The organism is Methylobacterium radiodurans, from assembly GCF_003173735.1.
In the GTDB taxonomy this organism is placed as follows: Bacteria; Pseudomonadota; Alphaproteobacteria; order Rhizobiales; family Beijerinckiaceae; genus Methylobacterium; species Methylobacterium radiodurans.
The window spans coordinates 1,888,620-1,905,853 of the sequence record NZ_CP029551.1 but is presented as its reverse complement, the minus strand read 5'-3'; the positions used below and the strand labels follow the sequence as shown (position 1 = coordinate 1,905,853).

At 70.4% G+C, this 17,234-nt stretch carries 12 protein-coding genes; 3 read left to right on the top strand and 9 right to left on the bottom strand.

Annotated elements, in window-relative coordinates; translation table 11 throughout:
• Positions 1-11: 11 nt before the first annotated feature.
• The 4 genes from DK427_RS08720 to DK427_RS08705 form a co-directional block, all read right to left on the bottom strand.
• Complete coding sequence (locus DK427_RS08720; RefSeq protein WP_109950934.1) at positions 12-401, bottom strand: exopolysaccharide production protein YjbE; 390 nt, start codon at positions 399-401, stop codon at positions 12-14.
• Positions 402-521: 120 nt separating this feature from the next.
• On the bottom strand, positions 522-689 hold the full coding sequence (locus DK427_RS27030; protein WP_245930848.1) for a DUF2934 domain-containing protein: 168 nt from the start codon (positions 687-689) through the stop codon (positions 522-524).
• Between the two features lie 234 nt (positions 690-923).
• Positions 924-1,745: an SDR family NAD(P)-dependent oxidoreductase gene (locus DK427_RS08710; RefSeq protein WP_109954070.1), complete on the bottom strand. Its 822-nt coding sequence runs from the start codon at positions 1,743-1,745 to the stop codon at positions 924-926.
• A 7-nt stretch (positions 1,746-1,752) separates the two neighbouring features.
• Complete coding sequence (locus tag DK427_RS08705) at positions 1,753-3,267, bottom strand: flavin-containing monooxygenase (RefSeq protein WP_109950932.1); 1,515 nt, start codon at positions 3,265-3,267, stop codon at positions 1,753-1,755.
• 141 nt (positions 3,268-3,408) lie between these two features.
• Between DK427_RS08705 and uvrB the strand changes: the two genes are divergently transcribed.
• Positions 3,409-6,111 (top strand): excinuclease ABC subunit UvrB, encoded by a 2,703-nt coding sequence (gene uvrB / locus DK427_RS08700; protein ID WP_109950931.1) that lies wholly within the window; start codon positions 3,409-3,411, stop codon positions 6,109-6,111.
• A 147-nt stretch (positions 6,112-6,258) separates the two neighbouring features.
• Positions 6,259-6,795, top strand: a complete 537-nt coding sequence (locus DK427_RS08695) for a hypothetical protein (protein ID WP_109950930.1) — start codon at positions 6,259-6,261, stop codon at positions 6,793-6,795.
• Positions 6,796-6,801: 6 nt separating this feature from the next.
• Here the strand turns inward: DK427_RS08695 and dnaE are convergent, their stop codons facing one another.
• Positions 6,802-10,332, bottom strand: a complete 3,531-nt coding sequence (dnaE, locus tag DK427_RS08690; protein ID WP_109950929.1) for a DNA polymerase III subunit alpha — start codon at positions 10,330-10,332, stop codon at positions 6,802-6,804.
• A gap of 595 nt (positions 10,333-10,927) precedes the next feature.
• Between dnaE and DK427_RS08685 the strand changes: the two genes are divergently transcribed.
• Positions 10,928-12,202, top strand: a complete 1,275-nt coding sequence (locus DK427_RS08685; protein ID WP_109950928.1) for a glycosyltransferase — start codon at positions 10,928-10,930, stop codon at positions 12,200-12,202.
• A 77-nt stretch (positions 12,203-12,279) separates the two neighbouring features.
• On the opposite strand, the gene DK427_RS08680 is transcribed toward DK427_RS08685, so the two are convergent.
• From DK427_RS08680 to DK427_RS08665, 4 genes are all read right to left on the bottom strand, one after another.
• Positions 12,280-12,564: a hypothetical protein gene (locus DK427_RS08680; protein ID WP_109950927.1), complete on the bottom strand. Its 285-nt coding sequence runs from the start codon at positions 12,562-12,564 to the stop codon at positions 12,280-12,282.
• Positions 12,561-14,870: an FdhF/YdeP family oxidoreductase gene (locus DK427_RS08675; RefSeq protein WP_109950926.1), complete on the bottom strand. Its 2,310-nt coding sequence runs from the start codon at positions 14,868-14,870 to the stop codon at positions 12,561-12,563. The genes DK427_RS08680 and DK427_RS08675 overlap by 4 nt, the downstream gene beginning before the upstream one ends.
• Positions 14,871-15,198: 328 nt before the next feature.
• Positions 15,199-15,906 carry an ABC transporter ATP-binding protein gene (locus DK427_RS08670; protein WP_109950925.1) on the bottom strand — a complete coding sequence of 236 codons (708 nt, stop codon included), beginning with the start codon at positions 15,904-15,906 and terminating at the stop codon, positions 15,199-15,201.
• Positions 15,907-15,922: 16 nt separating this feature from the next.
• Positions 15,923-17,233 (bottom strand): lipoprotein-releasing ABC transporter permease subunit, encoded by a 1,311-nt coding sequence (locus DK427_RS08665; RefSeq protein ID WP_109950924.1) that lies wholly within the window; start codon positions 17,231-17,233, stop codon positions 15,923-15,925.
• Position 17,234: the final 1 nt, after the last annotated feature.

Below are 17,234 nucleotides of genomic sequence, written 5' to 3'. Positions count from 1 at the left end.
GCGGTGCGCGCTCAGCAATCGTCGCCGCTCTTCTTGCCGAGCGCCTGGTCGGCGCCGGCATTGTTCATGGCGCCGACCGTGCCGGGCGAGGCAGGCTGCTGGCCGCCAGCCAGGTTCTTGGCAGCGGGATCCGCCTTGTCGTTGGTGTTGGGCGAGGTTGGGTTGGCCGCGGTCATCTGGTTGGCGCCGACATTGTTCATCGCGCCGACCGTACCGGGTGAGGCAGGCTGCTGGCCGCCAGCGAGGTTCTTGCTCGACTTGTCGACGTCCGAGCTCTTCTCGTTCATCGTCTGGTCGGGAGACTTGCCCTTGGTCGAACCTGTATTACAGGGGGCGGCCAGCGCCGTGCCGGCGGTGAAAGTCAGAATGGCGAGCGCGCCAGCGATACCGGTGACCTTCATTGCGTTTTCCTCCGATCTTCTGCGGCAGGATAAGTCCGGCACCACCGCGAAGGTTCCTATGGCATTTCTCAGAGGATAGTTCGGCAATTCGACAGCCTCACTCCGTCACAGCCCGCCGCCCTACCCCTCAGCGCGCCGACGCTCCGCTCGGAGCTCGCGCTCGGCGAGAAGCCAGAACTGGATCTCGAGCCCCTCAGGCCGGTGGTTGCGCTCCCAGAGTTCGTAGGCCCGCTCACGGATCTGCTCGAAGCTGATTGGGTCGGACTCCGTACCGCTCCGGTCCGGCACCAGTCTCGTCTCCGGCGGATCCACCGGAGCATCTCTGATCCCGGACGGCGCGTCCGGATCGGAATTCGCGTTGTCGCGTGACACCCGTTCCACCATCGTCGGGACAGCCGCTGCCGATCGCGGCTCCTCCGGCGCCCGAGGCCGCGGCGCGTCGCCGCTGTCGGCCCGGGAGTCGGAAGGAGAACCGCTCCTCCTCGGCGAACTCGCGAGGAAGGCGGGGGTTTCCGCGGCCGCTCAGGGCCGCCGCATCAACCGCGCGAGAACCGGCCAGTAGGAGGCGGGCATCAGGCGCTCCAGCAGCGCCAAGATCCGTGCATCGCTGCCGACCAGCACGCGGGCGCGCCGCTGCTCGACCGCCGCCAGGATGATCTCGGCCGCGCGCCCCGGCGGCAGCTTCAAGTAGCCGTTGGCGAGCGCCCGGCCGCGGGCGGCCTCCTCCGGCGCGAGGTCTGCCGGAAGCCGCGCACTGTCGGCGATGCGCGTCGCGACGCCTCCCGGATGGACCAGCGTGAGGCCGACCGTCGAGCCGGCCAGCTCGTGGGCGAGCGCCTGCGAGAAGCCCCGCACCGCGAACTTGCTCGCCGCGTAGGCGGTCTGGCCGGGCGGCGCGATCAGCCCGTAGAGGCTCGACAGGTTGACGATGCGGGCTTCCGGGCTCTCACGCAGGAGCGGCAGGAAGGCGCGGGTCATCCGCACCACGCCCCAGAAATTGATCCCGAGGAGCCAATCGAAATCGGCCTCGCTCACCTGCTCGAAGCTGCCGCCGAGGGCGACGCCCGCGTTGTTGACGAGGAGGTCGAGGCCCAGATGTGCGGCGCGGATCTGGGCGGGAAGCGCGGCGACCGCCTCCCGGTCGGCGACATCGAGCCGGTGCCGGCTGACTCGCAGACCCGCCGGCAGGCGCTCGGCCGTCTCGGCGAGGCCGGCGGCGTCGATGTCGGCGAGCGCGAGATGGCAGCCCCGCCGGGCGAGCCCCAGGGCCAGGGCCCGGCCGATGCCGCTGCCCGCGCCGGTGATCAGCGCCGTGCGGCCGGCGAGTTCGAAACGCGCGCCCATGTCCCCCTCAGGCCGCCCGCCGCGCGTCGGCAACCGTCTCGCCCGCCCGGCCGAAGGTCATCGCATCGTCCTCGACCCGGCCGTAGCGAAGACTCAGCACGTCGAGCACGTAGTTCTGGTAGAGGCGCCAGGGCTTCCGGACACCCTGCTTCGGCAGGAGGTGGCGTCCCCGCTCGATATAGCCCGAGGTGAAGTCGATCGTCGACGCTTCGCCCTCGCTGCCGTCGCGGCGGGCCATGCACCACGCGTCGCCCCGCCCATCCATGCGGCGGATCAGGCGGCAGACATACTGCGCCGTCAGCTCGCATTTGAGCGTCCACGAGGCGTTGGTGTAGCCGATCGCGATCGCGAGGTTCGGCACCTCGCTCAGCATCATGCCCTTGTAGAGCCAAGTCCGCTGCGGATCGACCGGGCGGCCCGCGACCGAGAGCGCGAGGCCGCCGAGCATCTTCAGCTTCAGCCCCGTGGCCGTGACCACGATGTCGGCGGGGATCTCGCGGCCGGAGGTGAGGCGCAGGCCCGCTTCCGTGAAGGTCTCGATCGTGCCGGTCTCGACCGAGGCGCGGCCCGCGCGGATCGACCGGAACAGGTCGCCGTCCGGCACCATGCAGAGGCGCTGGTCCCAGGGCTTGTAGCTGGGAGTGAAATGGGTCGCGACGTCGTAGTCCGGCCCGAGCTGCTTGCGGATGCCGCCGAGGATGCGGGCGGTCATCGCCTCGGGCTTCCGGCGAGCGTACTGGTAGAACAGGATGCTGATCAGCACGTTCTTCCAGCGCGCCAGCCGGAGCGCCAGCCGCTCCGGCAGCCGGGCGCGCAGCCACTCGGCGGCGCGATCCCGGGCGGGCAGCGCGACCACGTAGGTGGGCGAGCGCTGCAGCATGGTGACGTGGGCGGCGCTCTCGGCCATCGCCGGCACCAGCGTCATCGCGGTCGCACCGCTGCCGATCACCACGACCTGCTTGCCCGCATGGTCGAGGTCGTCCGGCCAGGCCTGCGGATGCACGAAGCGGCCCCCGTACCGCTCCGTGCCCGGCCAGTCCGGCAGGTACCCGGATTCGTAGTCGTAGTAGCCGGCGCAGACGTAGAGGAAGCCGCAGGTGAGCCGCTGTCGCCGGCGCTCCGGCCCGACCTCCAGGTCGAGCACCCAGCGGGCGGCGGCCGGGTCCCAGTCGGCCGCGACCACCCGGTGGCCGAACCGGATCTGCCGGTCGATCCCGTATTCCGCGGCGGTCTCCCGGACATAGCGCAGGATCGAGGCGCCGTCGGCGATGGAGCGCTCGCCGCTCCAGGGCCGGAAGCTGAAGCCGAAGGTGTAGAGGTCGGAATCCGAGCGCAGTCCCGGATAGCGGAACAGGTCCCAGGTGCCGCCGATCGCGTCGCGCGCCTCGAGGATCGCGTAGCTCTTGGCCGGACAGCGCCGCTGCAGGTGGTAGCCGGCGGCGATGCCGGAGATGCCGGCGCCGATCACCAGCACGTCGAGATGGGTCGCGCCGTCGGCGCGGCCGGGCGGGGCGGGATCCATCGGGGCTCCGGCAACCGGGAACGGGCCGGATGTCTAGGGTGTTCGGCCGAGGAGCGTCAACGGAGCGTCGACGCGGCGCGGCCGTCTGCGACCTTCCGCGCCGGCCTTCCGCAGGCGCGCGCGAGGGACCATATTCGGACCATGGCGAAACCCCGCAAGCCCCGCAGCGCGACGGCGAAAGGCCCGAGCAAGGCCGACAAGCCCGAGCTCCAGCCCCTCGACCCCTTCCTGGCCGACCTGCTCAACCCGGCGCTCAACCGCAACCGGGTGCCCGAGCCCGAGCGGCCCGGTCAGGTGCCGGCCCGGCGCGGGCGCCGGAAGGCGGACGCGGCCTCCGCGCCGCGGGGATTCGGCGAGGCGCCGCAGGCGGGCTTCACCGTCGCGCCCGGCGCCGAGGTCGATCCGCGCCTCGCGCAGGCGCTCGGCCTCACCCCACCCGAGGACGGTCCGGCACCGGAGGGCCAGCCCGATACCGAGCCGGTCGATGCGGGCGGCGCCTCCGCCACGGTGGCGGCCCTGGAGCGGCTGCTCACCGAGGGCAATCCGCTGTTCAAGAACGGCGCCGCCTGGGTGCCGCACCGGCCCGAGCGCCCGAAGAAGTCCGAGGCCGGCATCCGCTTCGTGATGAAGTCGGAATTCGAGCCCGCCGGCGACCAGCCGGCCGCGATCGCCGAACTCGTGAAGGGCGTGCAGGCCAACGAGCGCGATCAGGTGCTGCTCGGCGTCACCGGCTCGGGTAAGACCTTCACGATGGCCAAGATCATCGAGGAGACGCAGCGCCCCGCGCTCATCCTGGCGCCCAACAAGACGCTGGCCGCGCAGCTCTACGGCGAGTTCAAGAGATTCTTCCCCGACAATGCGGTGGAGTACTTCGTCTCGTATTACGATTATTACCAGCCCGAAGCCTACGTCCCGCGCTCAGACACCTTCATCGAGAAGGAATCCTCGATCAACGAGCAGATCGACCGGATGCGGCACGCCGCCACCCGCGCACTCCTCGAGCGCGACGACGTGATCATCGTGGCCTCGGTCTCGTGCATCTACGGTATCGGTTCGGTCGAGACCTACACGGCGATGTCGTTCACGGTCTCGCTCGGCGAGCGCATCGAGCAGCGCCAGCTCATCGCCGACCTCGTGGCGCTGCAGTACAAGCGCATCCAGTCGGACTTCGCCCGCGGCACCTTCCGGGTGCGCGGCGACACGATTGAGCTCTGGCCGGCCCACTTGGAGGACCGGGGCTGGCGCATCGGCCTGTTCGGCGACGAGATCGAGAAGATCGTCGAGTTCGATCCGCTGACCGGCAAGACCATCTCCGAGCTGAAGTTCGTGAAGGTCTACGCCAACTCGCACTACGTCACGCCGCGCCCGACGCTGCAGCAGGCGATCAAGGGCATCAAGCACGAGCTCAAAGGTCGGATCGAGGAACTGACCCGGATGGGCCGCCTGATCGAGGCGCAGCGCATCGACCAGCGCTGCACCTTCGACATCGAGATGATTGAGGCGACCGGCGCCTGCAACGGCATCGAGAACTACTCGCGCTACCTCACGGGCCGGAAACCCGGCGAGCCGCCGCCGACCCTGTTCGAGTACCTGCCCGACAACGCGCTGGTCTTCACCGACGAGAGCCACGTCACGGTGCCGCAGATCGGCGGCATGTACCGGGGCGACTTCCGCCGCAAGGCGACGCTCGCCGAGTACGGTTTCCGCCTGCCCTCCTGCCTCGACAATCGCCCGCTGCGCTTCGAGGAATGGGACGCGATGCGGCCGCAATCGGTCCACGTTTCGGCGACCCCCGGCAAGTGGGAGATGGAGCAGACCGGCGGCGTCTTCGCCGAGCAGGTGATCCGGCCGACCGGGCTGGTCGATCCGGTGATCGAGATCCGGCCCGCCCGCTCCCAGGTGGACGACCTGCTGGGCGAGGTCCGCGACGTCGCCCAGGCCGGCTACCGCACCCTCGTGACGACGCTCACCAAGCGCATGGCCGAGGACCTGACCGAGTACCTGCACGAGAACAACGTGCGGGTGCGTTACATGCACTCGGACATCGATACCTTGGAGCGCATCGAGATCATCCGGGACCTCCGGCTCGGGGCCTTCGACGTGCTCATCGGCATCAACCTGCTGCGCGAGGGCCTCGACATCCCGGAATGCGCCCTCGTCGCCATCCTCGACGCCGACAAGGAGGGCTTCCTGCGCTCCGAGACCTCGCTGATCCAGACGATCGGCCGCGCGGCCCGCAACGCCGAGGCACGCTGCATCCTATACGCCGATCAGGTCACCGGCTCGATGGAGCGGGCGATGGCCGAGACCGAGCGCCGCCGCCAGAAGCAGCTCGCCTACAACGCCGAGCACGGCATCACGCCCCAAAGCGTAAAGCGCGGCATCAGTGACATCCTCTCCAGCGTGTTCGAGCGCGACCATGTGCAAGTCGATACGGGGCTGGCCAAGGACGCGATCACGGTCGGCCACAACCTGAAGGCGGTGATGGCCGATCTCGAGAAGCGGATGCGCACCGCCGCCGCCGACCTCGACTTCGAGGAGGCCGCGCGGCTGCGCGACGAGCTCAAGCGACTCCAGGCGACCGAGCTCCTGGTCTCCGACGACCCGATGGCGCGCCAGGGCGACGTCGAGCGCGAGGCCGGCAAGTTCGGCCGCAAGCCGCCCCGAGGCTCGGGCGGCAGCCGGATCGCGGCACCCGACCTCGACAATATGGGTCCGGGCACCGACCGGGAGTTGCCGGTCGGCGCGCCCGTCTGGCAGGAGCGGCCGAAGCCGCGCTCGACCCAGGGGCTCGGTGGGCAGAAGCCGAAGTACAAGGGCGGTGGCGGACGGAAGCGTGGGTGAGATGGCCGCCCGCGGGTTCGCTGCCGATTGATCGCTCCGGGAGACGCCCATCCCTCTCCCCGCTTGCGGGGAGAGGGGGGGCCCTGCGGCTCGACCCGAGTAAACCACATGGGGCCCCGCGTCGGGCCGACACGACGAGGTTCACGAATGCGCCCAGGATACGCCTTCGCGCTGCTCGCCCTCATACCAGCGTCCGCCCAGGCGGCCTCGGTCGATCTCGCGGGCAGCGCGACCGTCGGCGCGCTCCGCCGGGAGGTGGCGCTGCGGGTCGCCTGCGAGCCCAAAACCCGCGCGGTCTCGCTCGACCTGACCGTGCCGGGCTTCGCGGATCTGGAGCCGGTCTTCGACTTCTCCGGGCTCGAGGGCCCGAGCGGCAGCACCGCGATGCTGAGCGAGTTCCGGGTCGTCGGCGCCGGCGGCGTGCGCACCGCCCGCGCGCGCGCCAGCGGCGCGGTCGCGGCGGAGCCCGCGACGAGCTTCCAGCTGACCGTGGAGCCGGCGCGGCGCGGCGAGACGCCGGCCAACGGGATCGCCGTCGCCCTGGTCGAGCCCGGGGCGCGGCTGGTCTGGACGCAGGGGAGCCCGCGCAAGGGCGACGCCCCGCTCGTCGCGACCGTGACGGTGCCCGAAGCCGAGACCGGGGCCCTGCGCACGGCGCTGACGCCGTGCCTCAGCGGCCCCTGACCCCCCTCAGTTCACCTCGACCTGGACCACCCCCGGCACCGCCCTGAGCGCGCCCGCGATGGCCGGCGTCGCCTGATACTTGCCGGGCAGGCGCACTTCGACCTCGCGGGCGCCGTCGAGCATCAGGATCAGCGAGACCTCGCCCTCTCCGCGGTGCGCCAGCCGCTGCTGCACGGTCTGGATCGGGCGCTCGTCGCGCAGGTAGATCCGCATCCCCTTCTGGTAGCGGGCGACCGCCGCGTCGAGCGGCTCGGCGGTCATGATGCGGGCGCGCACGTCCTCGCCCTCCAGGTTCGCCTGGAGCTGCAGAACCAGCGGCTTTCCGGGCTCCAAGATCTCCCGGTAGTGCCCGAGGCCCTCCGAGAAGATGATCGCCTCGAAATGGCCGGTCTGGTCGGAGAGCGTGACGATACCGAGCTTGTTGCCGGTCTTGGTGCGCCGCTCCGAGCGGTCGAGCACTGAGGCCGCCACGCGCCCGACGCTGGTGGTCCCCGAGCGGACCGCGCGGCAGAAATCGGCCCAGCTCTGGACCCGCAGCTTGCCGAGCAGGTCGCCGTACTCGTCGAGCGGATGGCCCGAGACGAAGAAGCCGATCGCGGCATATTCCCGCTTCAGCTTGTCCGCCATCGGCCAGAGCTCATGCGGGGGGATGCGCAGCGAGACCGTGTCCGAGACGACGCCGCCGAACATGTCGGTGATGCCGGTCGACTCGGCCTCCACCGCACCCTGCGCCAGCTTCATCATCGGCTCGATTGCCGCGAAGGCGCGGGCGCGGTCGGGCTCGATGCAGTCGAGGGCGCCCGCCTGGACGAGGCTCTCCAGCACCCGCTTGTTCACCATGCGCGGGTTGAGGCGCCGCGCGAGGCAGGCGAGGTCCTTGAACGGCCGGTCGCCCCGCGCCTGGATGATCGCGCGCACCGCCTCGCGGCCGACGCCCTTGATCGCCGCGAGCGCGTAGCGGATGCGCCCGTCATGCACCTCGAACACCTCGCCCGAGGTGTTGATCGAGGGCGGATCGACCGGGATCTTCAGGCGCTGCGCGTCCTGGCGGAATTCGGCGAGCTTGTCGGTGTTGTCGATGTCGAGGGTCATCGCGGCGGCGAGGAACTCGACCGGATGGTTCGCCTTCAGGTAGGCGGTCTGGTAGGTCAGCAGAGCGTAGGCCGCCGCGTGACTCTTGTTGAAGCCGTAATCGGCGAACTTGGCGAGCAGGTCGAAGATCTCGTCGGCCTTGGCCTTGGTCAGCCCGTTGGCGGTGCAGCCCTTCACGAAGCGCTCGCGCTGCGCGTCCATCTCGGCGCGGATCTTCTTGCCCATGGCGCGGCGGAGCATGTCGGCCTCGCCGAGCGTATAGCCCGCGAGCACCTTGGCGATCTCCATCACCTGCTCCTGGTAGACGATGATGCCGAAGGTCTCCTTCAGCATCGGCTCCAGCATCGGGTGCGGATACCAGTTCGCCTCGTTGCCGGCATCGCGCCCGAGCTTGCGCTCGCAGTAGACCGGGATGTTGGCCATCGGGCCCGGCCGGTAGAGGGCCACCAGGGCGATGATGTCCTCCAGGCGGTCGCACTGCATCTCGCAGAGCGCCTTGCGCATGCCGGCCGATTCCACCTGGAACACGCCGACCGTCTCGCCCCGGCCCATCGGCCCGTAGGTGTTCGGGTCGTCGAGCGGCAGGGCGGCCAGGTCGATGTCGATGCCGCGCTGCTTCAGGAGGTCGGTGCAGCACCTGAGCATCGTCAGGGTCTTCAGGCCCAGGAAGTCGAACTTCACCAGTCCCGCCTGCTCGACCCATTTCATGTTAAACTGGGTCACCCGCATGCCGGTCTTCGGGTCTCGGTAGAGCGGCACCAGCTGTTCCAGCGGCCGGTCGCCGATCACCACGCCGGCCGCGTGGGTCGAGGCGTGGCGGTGCAGGCCCTCGAGCTTGCGGGCGTGCGCCATCAGGCGGGCGACGACGGGCTCTTCCTCGATCGCCGCCTGGAGCTTCGGCTCGCCCTCGATCGCTTGCGCCAGCGTCACGGGGTTGGCGGGATTCTGGGGCACGAGCTTGGTCAGCTTGTCGACCTGCCCGTAGGGCATCTCCAGCACGCGGCCGACGTCGCGCAGCACGCCGCGGGCCAAGAGCGTACCGAAGGTGATGATCTGCGCGACCTGCCGCTCGCCGTAGCGGCGCTGCACGTACTGGATCACGCGCTCGCGGCCCTCGACGCAGAAGTCGATGTCGAAATCCGGCATCGAGACGCGCTCGGGGTTGAGGAAGCGCTCGAAGAGCAGGCCGAAGCGCAGCGGATCGAGGTCGGTGATCAGGAGCGACCACGCCACGAGCGAGCCCGCGCCCGAGCCGCGGCCGGGCCCGACCGGGATGTCGTGGGCCTTGGCCCACTTGATGAAGTCCGAGACGATCAGGAAGTAGCCCGGGAACTTCATCTTGACGATGACGTCGAGCTCGAAGGCGAGGCGGTCGCGGTACTGCTCGGGCGTGAAGCCGGGCGCCGGCCCGTGCTTCTCCAGCCGCGCCTCCAGCCCGGCCTCGGCCTGGCGGCGCAGCTCGGTCGGCTCGTCGTCCGAGATCGCCTCGGCGACCGCCGCTGTCGATTCCGCCGCGAGCGCGGCACCTTGCGCCTCCTGGCTCTCGGCGAGCCCTTCCTCGGCGACGCTGCCGAAGTTCGGCAGGATCGGCTTGCGGGTGCGGACCCGGTAGGCGCAGCGCATCGCGATCTCGACGGTCGCCTGGAGCGCGTCCGGCAGGTCGCGGAACAGCTCGGCCATCTCGGCCCGGGTCTTGAAGCCGTGGGTCGGGGTCAGCCGGCGGCGGCGCTCGTCCGAGACCACGCGGCCCTCCGCGATGGCCAGGAGCGCGTCGTGGGCGTCGAAATCGTCGGGCTTGGCGAAGAAGGGCTCGTTGGCCGCGACGAGCGAGAGTCCCTCGGCGTCGGCGAGGTCGATCAGCGCGTCCTCGACCCGGCGCTCGTCCGGCAGGCCGTGGCGCTGGATCTCGACGTAGAGGTTGTCCGGGCCGAAGGCGACCTTGAGGGCGGCGAGGCGCGCCCGCGCGCGCTCGGGTTGCCCGGCCCGGATCGCGGTGTCGAGGGGGCCGGTGGGGCCGCCCGTGAGCGCGATGAGCCCCCCGGCCGAATCGGCGAGCGCCTCGGCCCGCACCCGCGCCGCCTCGCCGAGCGCGTTGTCGAAATAGGCCCGGGAGGCGAGCCGTAGCAGGTTGCCGTAGCCGGCCTCGTCCTGGGCCAGGAGCACGATGTTGGCGGGCTCCACCCGGCTCCGCCCGAGTGGGTCAGCCTGTTCGAAGGCGACGGCGAGTTGCATGCCGGCGATGGGCTGGATGCCGGAGCCCGCCGCCTTCTCGGAGAATTCTAGCGCGCCGAACAGGTTGTTGGTGTCGGTGAGCGCGAGCGCCGGCTGCCGGTCGGCCGCCGCCGCCTTGACGAGGTCGCCGACCTTCAGCGCACCTTCCAACAGGGAATAGGACGAGTGAACGTGGAGGTGGACGTAACCCACCTCCTTGAGCTGACGCGCCATGACCGACCTTGTTCGTGGCCGGACAGGATCGCCGAGAGGCGTGGGGCGAGTCTGTCACCGCTTCGCCGCACCGGCGGGGATATCCACGGTTCTCGGCACCCGGCCGCGTGATCCGGCCCTGCCGCGAACGTCATACCGGCGATCCGCGCCCCTTTCCTGTGGGCAACGCGCGAGCAAGGGAACAAAAGGCGTCCGCGCAACGCGGCGCTAATTTACCGGCGCCAAGGCTACACCCCAGGCCGCAAGCGCGACCGACAGGAGCCCGAACGCCATGAACTCCGCCATGCCGGTGAGGATCATCCGCTTCAGCATCTGCCGCACCCCTTAAGAACAGGACAGGAACAAGGCGACTATTGTTCCCTTTATGTTCCAAGTAAAGCGGCGCGGTTCGGCTGTCTGGTCTTACGGTTAGCAGATCCTAAAATCCCGTTCCGATGTGTCGAAGCGCACACCGCGCGTGCAACGCAGCGATGCGCGTTCGTACTACGCGATCTATGGACACATTGCAGAAGCATCGTCGGCTGCTAGATCGCCCGGCTTCGAGCAGAAATGGCCCGGGAGCCCGGCAATTCCACGCGATCGTGTTTCCACCAGGATGGAATTCTTCCTGGTGGCCGTCGGTACGCACGGGGACGTGCTGCCTTTTATTGCGCTCGGCGCCGAGATGGCGCGGCGCGGCCACGGCGTCGCGCTGGCGGCGCCCGCACCGTTCGAGGCGCTGGCCCGGCGCGCCGGCCTGCCGTTCCAGCCGCTCGGGACGGCGGCCGACTACGAGGCGCTGATCCGCGCGCCCGACCTCTGGCACCCGCGCCGGGGGGTGCGGCCGCTGTTCGACTACGTCTCCTCGCTCACCGAGACCACGCTGCTCTGGCTCGGGGCGAGCTGGTCGCGCGAGCGCGGCGGGGTGGTGATCGCCTCGCCGCTGGCGCTCGGCGCCCGGCTCGCGCAGGACCTCTACGACCTGCCGATGGCGACGCTGCAGGTGATGCCGTTCCTGATCGAGAGCCGGATCGCCCCGCCGCGCCTCCCCGGCCTGCCGCTTCCGCGCTTCCTCTCGGGCCGGGTCCGGCACTGGCTCGGCATGGGCGCGGACGCCTACGCGATCGGTCCGGTGGCGCTGCCGCCGCTGAACGCCCTGCGGGCCCGGCTCGGCCTCGGGCCGGTGCACCGGCTCCGGCACTGGTGGAACAGCCCGACCCGGATGCTGCTGATGTTCCCTGATTGGTTCACGCCGCCGCAACGGGACTGGCCTGCCCAGGCGGTCCAGATCGGCTTCCCGCTGGTCGACCAGTTCGGCGACGCGGCCGAGATCGCGCCGGAGCTGGCAGCCTTCCTCGACGCGGGCGAGCCGCCCATCGTCTTCACCTACGGCTCGGCCATGCGGCACGGGGGGCGCTTCTTCGCGACGGCGGTGGAGCTGTGCCGGACGATGGGGCGGCGCGGCGTGCTGCTGGCGCCCCAGGCCGGGCAGGTGCCCCAGAATTTGCCGCCGAACCTTATTCACCTGCCCTACGCGCCCTTCGGGGCGCTGCTGCCGCGCTGCGCGGCGCTCGTGCATCATGGCGGCATCGGCACCGTGGCGCAGGCGCTCGCCGCCGGCATCCCGCAACTCGTGGTGCCGGTGGCCTTCGATCATTTCGACGAGGGGCGCCGGCTCACCGAACTCGGTCTCGGCGCGATGCTGAGCCGGCGCGCCTTTCGCCCCGCCCCGGCCGCGCGCCTGCTTGACCAGCTCATCCGCGACCCGGCAGTCCAGCGCGCCTGCGCGGCCGTGCGCGAGCGGATGCGCGCGGACCCGGATCACATTGCGCGGGCCTGCGACACGGCGGAAGAGATGCTGGTGGTGCCGGGCCTGCGCGCGGCGTCGTAGGCAGGCAAGGAATTCTCGGACGGGGATGTCTCCGGGAAGTCGGCGGCACGGGTCGCCCGCGCCGCCGGTGTCCCGGCTCAGGCCGCCTGCGCGAAGAGCGTGCGGGCCTCGTCGGTCGGGGCGAAGTGGGCGCGCTGGGTGCGCGGGTCGCGCTCGGTCACGGCCACGAGGCCGGCCTCGTCCAGGCGCGTGAGGGCGCGCAACACATGGGCGTGGGCCACGTCGAAGACCCGGGCGAAGCTGCGGGTGTCGGGCGAGAGGCCGAGATGGGGCGCGGCGAGCAGGCCCGCCTCCAGCCGCGAGAGGTCGGGGCGGCGCTGCTGCAGCTCCTCGACCGTGCCGATGAACTCAACTTCCGTCATGCGTGTGTCCGTGCGTCTGTGCATGCGTGGAGGGTGACGAGGACCGACTTCGAGGTCGGCGTGTCGCTCTGCGCCCCGAAGGTCGAGAGCGGCACCAGCACGTTCAGCTCCGGGTAGTAGCCGGCGAGCGCGCCGCGCGGCATGTCGAAGGGCACAAGGCGGAAATCCTCCGCCACCCGCTCGACGCCGTCCTGGTGCGTGCCCCGGATGTCGACCCGGTCGCCCAGCCGGGCGCGGATCTCGGCGAGATCCTCCGGATGTGCGAACACCACGCGCCGCTCGCCGTAGACGCCGCGGTAACGGTCGTCCAAGCCGTAGACGGTCGTGTTGTACTGGTCGTGGCTGCGGAACGTCTGCAGCACGAAGGTGTCCCCCGTGCCGGCCGCCCGCTGGTGCTCGGTGGCCTCGGGCAGGGCGTCGTCCGAGAAGGTGGCCTTTCCGGCCGGGGTCTCGAAGACGCGCTCCGCCGCGAGATTGCGCAGCATGAATCCGCGCGGCCGGCGGACCCGGGTGTTGTAGCCCGCAAAGCCCGGGATCGTGCGCTCGATCAGCTCGCGGATCCGGTCGTGGTCGTCGGCGAGCGCGGCCCAGTCGACCCGGTCCGAGCCCACGGTCGCGGCGGCGATCCCACTGATGATCGCCACCTCCGAGCGCAGCTGCGGCGAGGCCGGCTTGTTGATGCCGCCCGAGCCGTGGACCATGCTCATCGAATCCTCGACGGTCACGATCTGGGTCTTGCCGCGGCTGTTGCGGTCGATCTCGGTGCGGCCGAGGCAGGGCAGGATGTAGGCGACCGCGCCCGGCACGAGGTGCGAGTGGTTGAGCTTCGTCGCGATGTGCACGGTCAGCCGGCAGGAGGTCAGCGCCTTCACGACGAGGGCGGAGTCCGGCGTCGCGCGGGCGAAGTTGCCCCCTAACCCGATGAAGGCCTTGGCCGAGCCGTCGAGCATCGCGCCGATCGCTGCCAGCACGTTGTGGCCGTGCCGGCGCGGGGCCTCGAAGTGGAACTCGCGCTCCAGCGCGTCGAGGAGGGCGGCCGGCGGCTTCTCGTTGATGCCGACCGTGCGGTCGCCCTGCACGTTCGAGTGGCCGCGCACCGGGCAGAGGCCGGCGCCCGGCCGCCCGATATGGCCTCGCAGGAACAGAACGTTGGCGATCTCGCGGATCGTCGCGACCGAGTGGCGGTGCTGCGTCACGCCCATCGCCCAGGTGGCGATGACCTTGTCGGCGCCGAGATAGACCTCGGCCATCGCCTCGATGTCCGCGCGCGAGAGGCCGGACTGGTCGAGGATGGCCTCCCAGCTCGTCGCGTCGACGGCCGCGCGCCACGCTTCGAGCCCGGCGGTGTGCTTGGCCAGGAACGCCCGGTCGAGGAGCGAGGGGCGGCCCGCGGCGAGCGCCGCGTCGTCGGCCGCGAAGATCGCCTTCGCCATGCCGCGGAAGGCCGCCATGTCGCCGCCGAGCCGCGGTTGCAGGTAGTGGCTGGCGATCGGGCGGCTCGCGCCCCGCAGCATCTCGACGGTGTTCTGCGGGTCGGCGAAGCGCTCCAGGCCGCGCTCGCGCACGGGATTGAGCACCACCACGCGGGCGCCGCGCTCGGCGGCCCGGCGCAGGTCGCCCAGCATGCGCGGATGGTTGGTGCCAGGGTTCTGCCCCACCACGAAGATCGCGTCGGCGCGCTCGAAATCCTCCAGCGTCACCGTGCCCTTGCCGACGCCGATGGCCTGGGTGAGCGCGATGCCGCTCGCCTCGTGGCACATGTTCGAGCAGTCGGGGAAGTTGTTGGTGCCGTAGAGCCGGGCGAAGAGCTGGTAGACGTAGGCTGCCTCGTTGGAGGCCCGGCCCGAGGTGTAGAACTCGGCCTGGTCCGGATTGGCGAGCGCGTTGAGCTCCTGTCCGATCTCCGCGAAGGCCTCGTCCCAGGAGACCGGCAGGTAGCGGTCGCTGGCAGCATCGTAGCGCATCGGATGGGTGAGGCGGCCCTCGCCCTCCAGCGCATAGTCGGTCCAGCCGCGGAGTTCTGCGACGGTGTGGCGGGCGAAGAAGGCCGGCGGCGTGCGCTTGTCGGTCGCCTCCCAGGAGACCGCCTTCACGCCGTTCTCGCAGAATTCGAAGGAGGATCCGTGCTCCGGGTCGCCCCAGGCGCAGCCCGGGCAGTCGAACCCGTCCGGCTGGTTGGCCTTGAGCATGGCGCGGGCGCCCGACAGCGGCGCGCGGCTGCCGAGGAGGTGCTTGCCGCAGGACTTCAGGGCGCCCCAGCCGCCGGCCGCGGAGGAGCGCTTGGGAGACGCGACCGGATGGTCCATGTGGTTGTCTCGGGGAAAACAGCGTGTGCATCCCGAGATAAGCGCCGGACCCGTGCGCGCTCAATCGTGCGCCGGCGCAGGCCACTCATGCACAGAAAGCGTGGGTTTAGCACCGTGTTCTTATACTTGTTCGAACTTCAGGCCGACCAGAGAGCCCATCGCGCTGCTTGATCGGCCTGTCGCGAACAGTGACATGAAGGGGTTGTCGAGCGACAAATACTTTTGGTGATGCGCCGCCGTCCGGCAGAAAGTTGCCGGATCTAGCACTGGGCGGAACTTTCGTGCCTATCCGGCCGCGCGGGCTGCCGGAGACCTCCCCGGCACGGCCTCAATCCAGCTGGTGGATCAGCCCGTCCCGGATCGTCACCCGGCGGTCCATGCGGGCGGCCAGATCCATGTTGTGGGTGGCGATGAGCGCCGCGAGCCCCGAGGCGCGCACCAGGGCGAGCAGGATGCCGAAGACGTGGTCGGCGGTCTGCGGGTCTAGATTGCCGGTGGGCTCGTCGGCCAGCAACAGGCGCGGGCCGTTGGCGACCGCGCGTGCGATGGCGACGCGCTGCTGCTCGCCGCCGGAGAGCTCCGCCGGGCGATGCGGCAGCCGGTCCTTCAGACCGAGGAAGCCAAGAAGCTCGGCGGCGCGCGCCTTCGCCTCGGCCCGCTTCAGGCCCCGGATGAGCTGGGGCATCACCACGTTCTCCAGCGCCGAGAACTCCGGCAGGAGATGGTGGAACTGGTAGACGAAGCCCATCTCCTCGCGCCGGAACCGGGTGCGCTCGGAATCGCTCATCGCGGCAGTCGGTTGGCCGCCGACATAGACCTCGCCGCCATCCGGGCGCTCCAGCAGCCCCGCGAGGTGCAGGAGCGTCGATTTGCCGGCGCCAGACGGCGCCACGAGCGCGACAAGCTCACCCGGCCAGATGGCGAGATCGGCGCCTCGCAGGATCTCCAGCGCACCCTCGGCCTGAGGGTAGCGCCGCTCCACGCGGGCGAAGAATAGGGCCGGCACCGGCGGGGTGCCGGGGGCGTCGGTGCTCATGGGGCCAGTCCGGGTCTCAGCCGTAGCGCAGCGCCTGCACCGGATCGAGCCGGGCCGCGCGCCAGGAGGGGTACAGCGTCGCGGCGAGCGACAGCAGAAAGGCCGTGATGACCACGACCGTGATCTCGCCCGAGTTCATCTCGGCCGGGATCTCGGCCAGGAAGCGCACGGTCGGATCCCAGGCGCCAGGGAAGAGGACGCGCTGGATCGGCTTGATGTTGAGCGTGATGACGACACCGAGCACCAGCCCCGAGAGGGTGCCGACGAGCCCGATCAGCGCGCCGTTGATCAGGAAGACCCGCATCACCGTGCCGGGCGTCGCCCCCATGGTGCGCAGGATCGCGATGTCGCTCGACTTGTCGCGCACCAGCAGGATCAGGCCGGAGACGATGTTGAGCGTCGCCACCACCACGATCAGGCTGAGGATCAGGAACATCACGTTGCGCTCGACTTCGAGCGCGCCGAAGAAGGTGCGGTTGCGCTGGCGCCAGTCGGTGAGCAGGATCGGGCGCTCGGCGGCAAGTTCCAGCGGCTCGCGCATGGCGCCGACCTCGTCCGGATGATCGATGTAGATCTCGATCATCGAGACGTCGCCCTCCTTGTTGAAGAAGGCCTGGGACTCGGTGAGCGGCATGAACACGAAGGTCGAGTCGAACTCGGTCATGCCGATCTCGAACACCGCCTTGACGGCGTAGCTCTTGGTGCGCGGCGCCGTGCCGAAGGGCGTGGTCGAGCCCTTCGGGGTGGAGAGGGTGATATTATCGCCAGGTTGCAGGCCGAGCGCGTCCGCGAGCCGCCGGCCGATGATCACGCCGGTGCCGTCGTCGAACCCTTCGAGCGTGCCACCGCGCAGCGATTTCGAGATCGCCGCCATGCCGTCGAGATCCGCGCCGCGCACGCCCCGCACCAGCACGCCGCTGCCGCCGTAGGGCGAGGAGGCAAAGGCCTGCCCCTCGACGAGCGGGATCGCGGCACGAACGCCCGCAACCTTCGCGAGCCGCTCGGACAGGTCCTCGTAATCGGTGAAGGTGCGGTCGATGGGTGTCGCGAAGACGTGCCCGTTGATGCCGATGATCTTCGACATCAACTCGGAGCGGAAGCCGTTCATCACCGAGAGCACGATGATCAGGGTGGCGACGCCCAGCGCGATGCCGAGCACCGAGAAGAAGGCCACCACCGAGACGCCGCCGCCGCGGCGACGGGCCCGGAGATACCGGCCCGCGATGATCCACTCGAAGGCCGAGAAGGGGGCGGTCGAGCCGGCGCGCCCCAGGAGGGCGGCGAGCCGCGCGGTCCGCCCGCCCGTTTGCGTCGCGCTGCCGGCCATC

Coding starts and splice junctions, on each gene's coding strand:
- DK427_RS08720 (WP_109950934.1), bottom strand. CDS start 401: ATGAAGGTCACCGGTATCGCTGGCGCGCTCGCCATTCTGACTTTCACC.
- DK427_RS08710 (WP_109954070.1), bottom strand. CDS start 1,745: ATGGGCGCGCGTTTCGAACTCGCCGGCCGCACGGCGCTGATCACCGGC.
- DK427_RS08705 (WP_109950932.1), bottom strand. CDS start 3,267: ATGGATCCCGCCCCGCCCGGCCGCGCCGACGGCGCGACCCATCTCGAC.
- uvrB (WP_109950931.1), top strand. CDS start 3,409: ATGGCGAAACCCCGCAAGCCCCGCAGCGCGACGGCGAAAGGCCCGAGC.
- DK427_RS08695 (WP_109950930.1), top strand. CDS start 6,259: ATGCGCCCAGGATACGCCTTCGCGCTGCTCGCCCTCATACCAGCGTCC.
- dnaE (WP_109950929.1), bottom strand. CDS start 10,332: ATGGCGCGTCAGCTCAAGGAGGTGGGTTACGTCCACCTCCACGTTCAC.
- DK427_RS08685 (WP_109950928.1), top strand. CDS start 10,928: ATGGAATTCTTCCTGGTGGCCGTCGGTACGCACGGGGACGTGCTGCCT.
- DK427_RS08680 (WP_109950927.1), bottom strand. CDS start 12,564: ATGACGGAAGTTGAGTTCATCGGCACGGTCGAGGAGCTGCAGCAGCGC.
- DK427_RS08675 (WP_109950926.1), bottom strand. CDS start 14,870: ATGGACCATCCGGTCGCGTCTCCCAAGCGCTCCTCCGCGGCCGGCGGC.
- DK427_RS08670 (WP_109950925.1), bottom strand. CDS start 15,906: ATGAGCACCGACGCCCCCGGCACCCCGCCGGTGCCGGCCCTATTCTTC.
- DK427_RS08665 (WP_109950924.1), bottom strand. CDS start 17,233: ATGGCCGGCAGCGCGACGCAAACGGGCGGGCGGACCGCGCGGCTCGCC.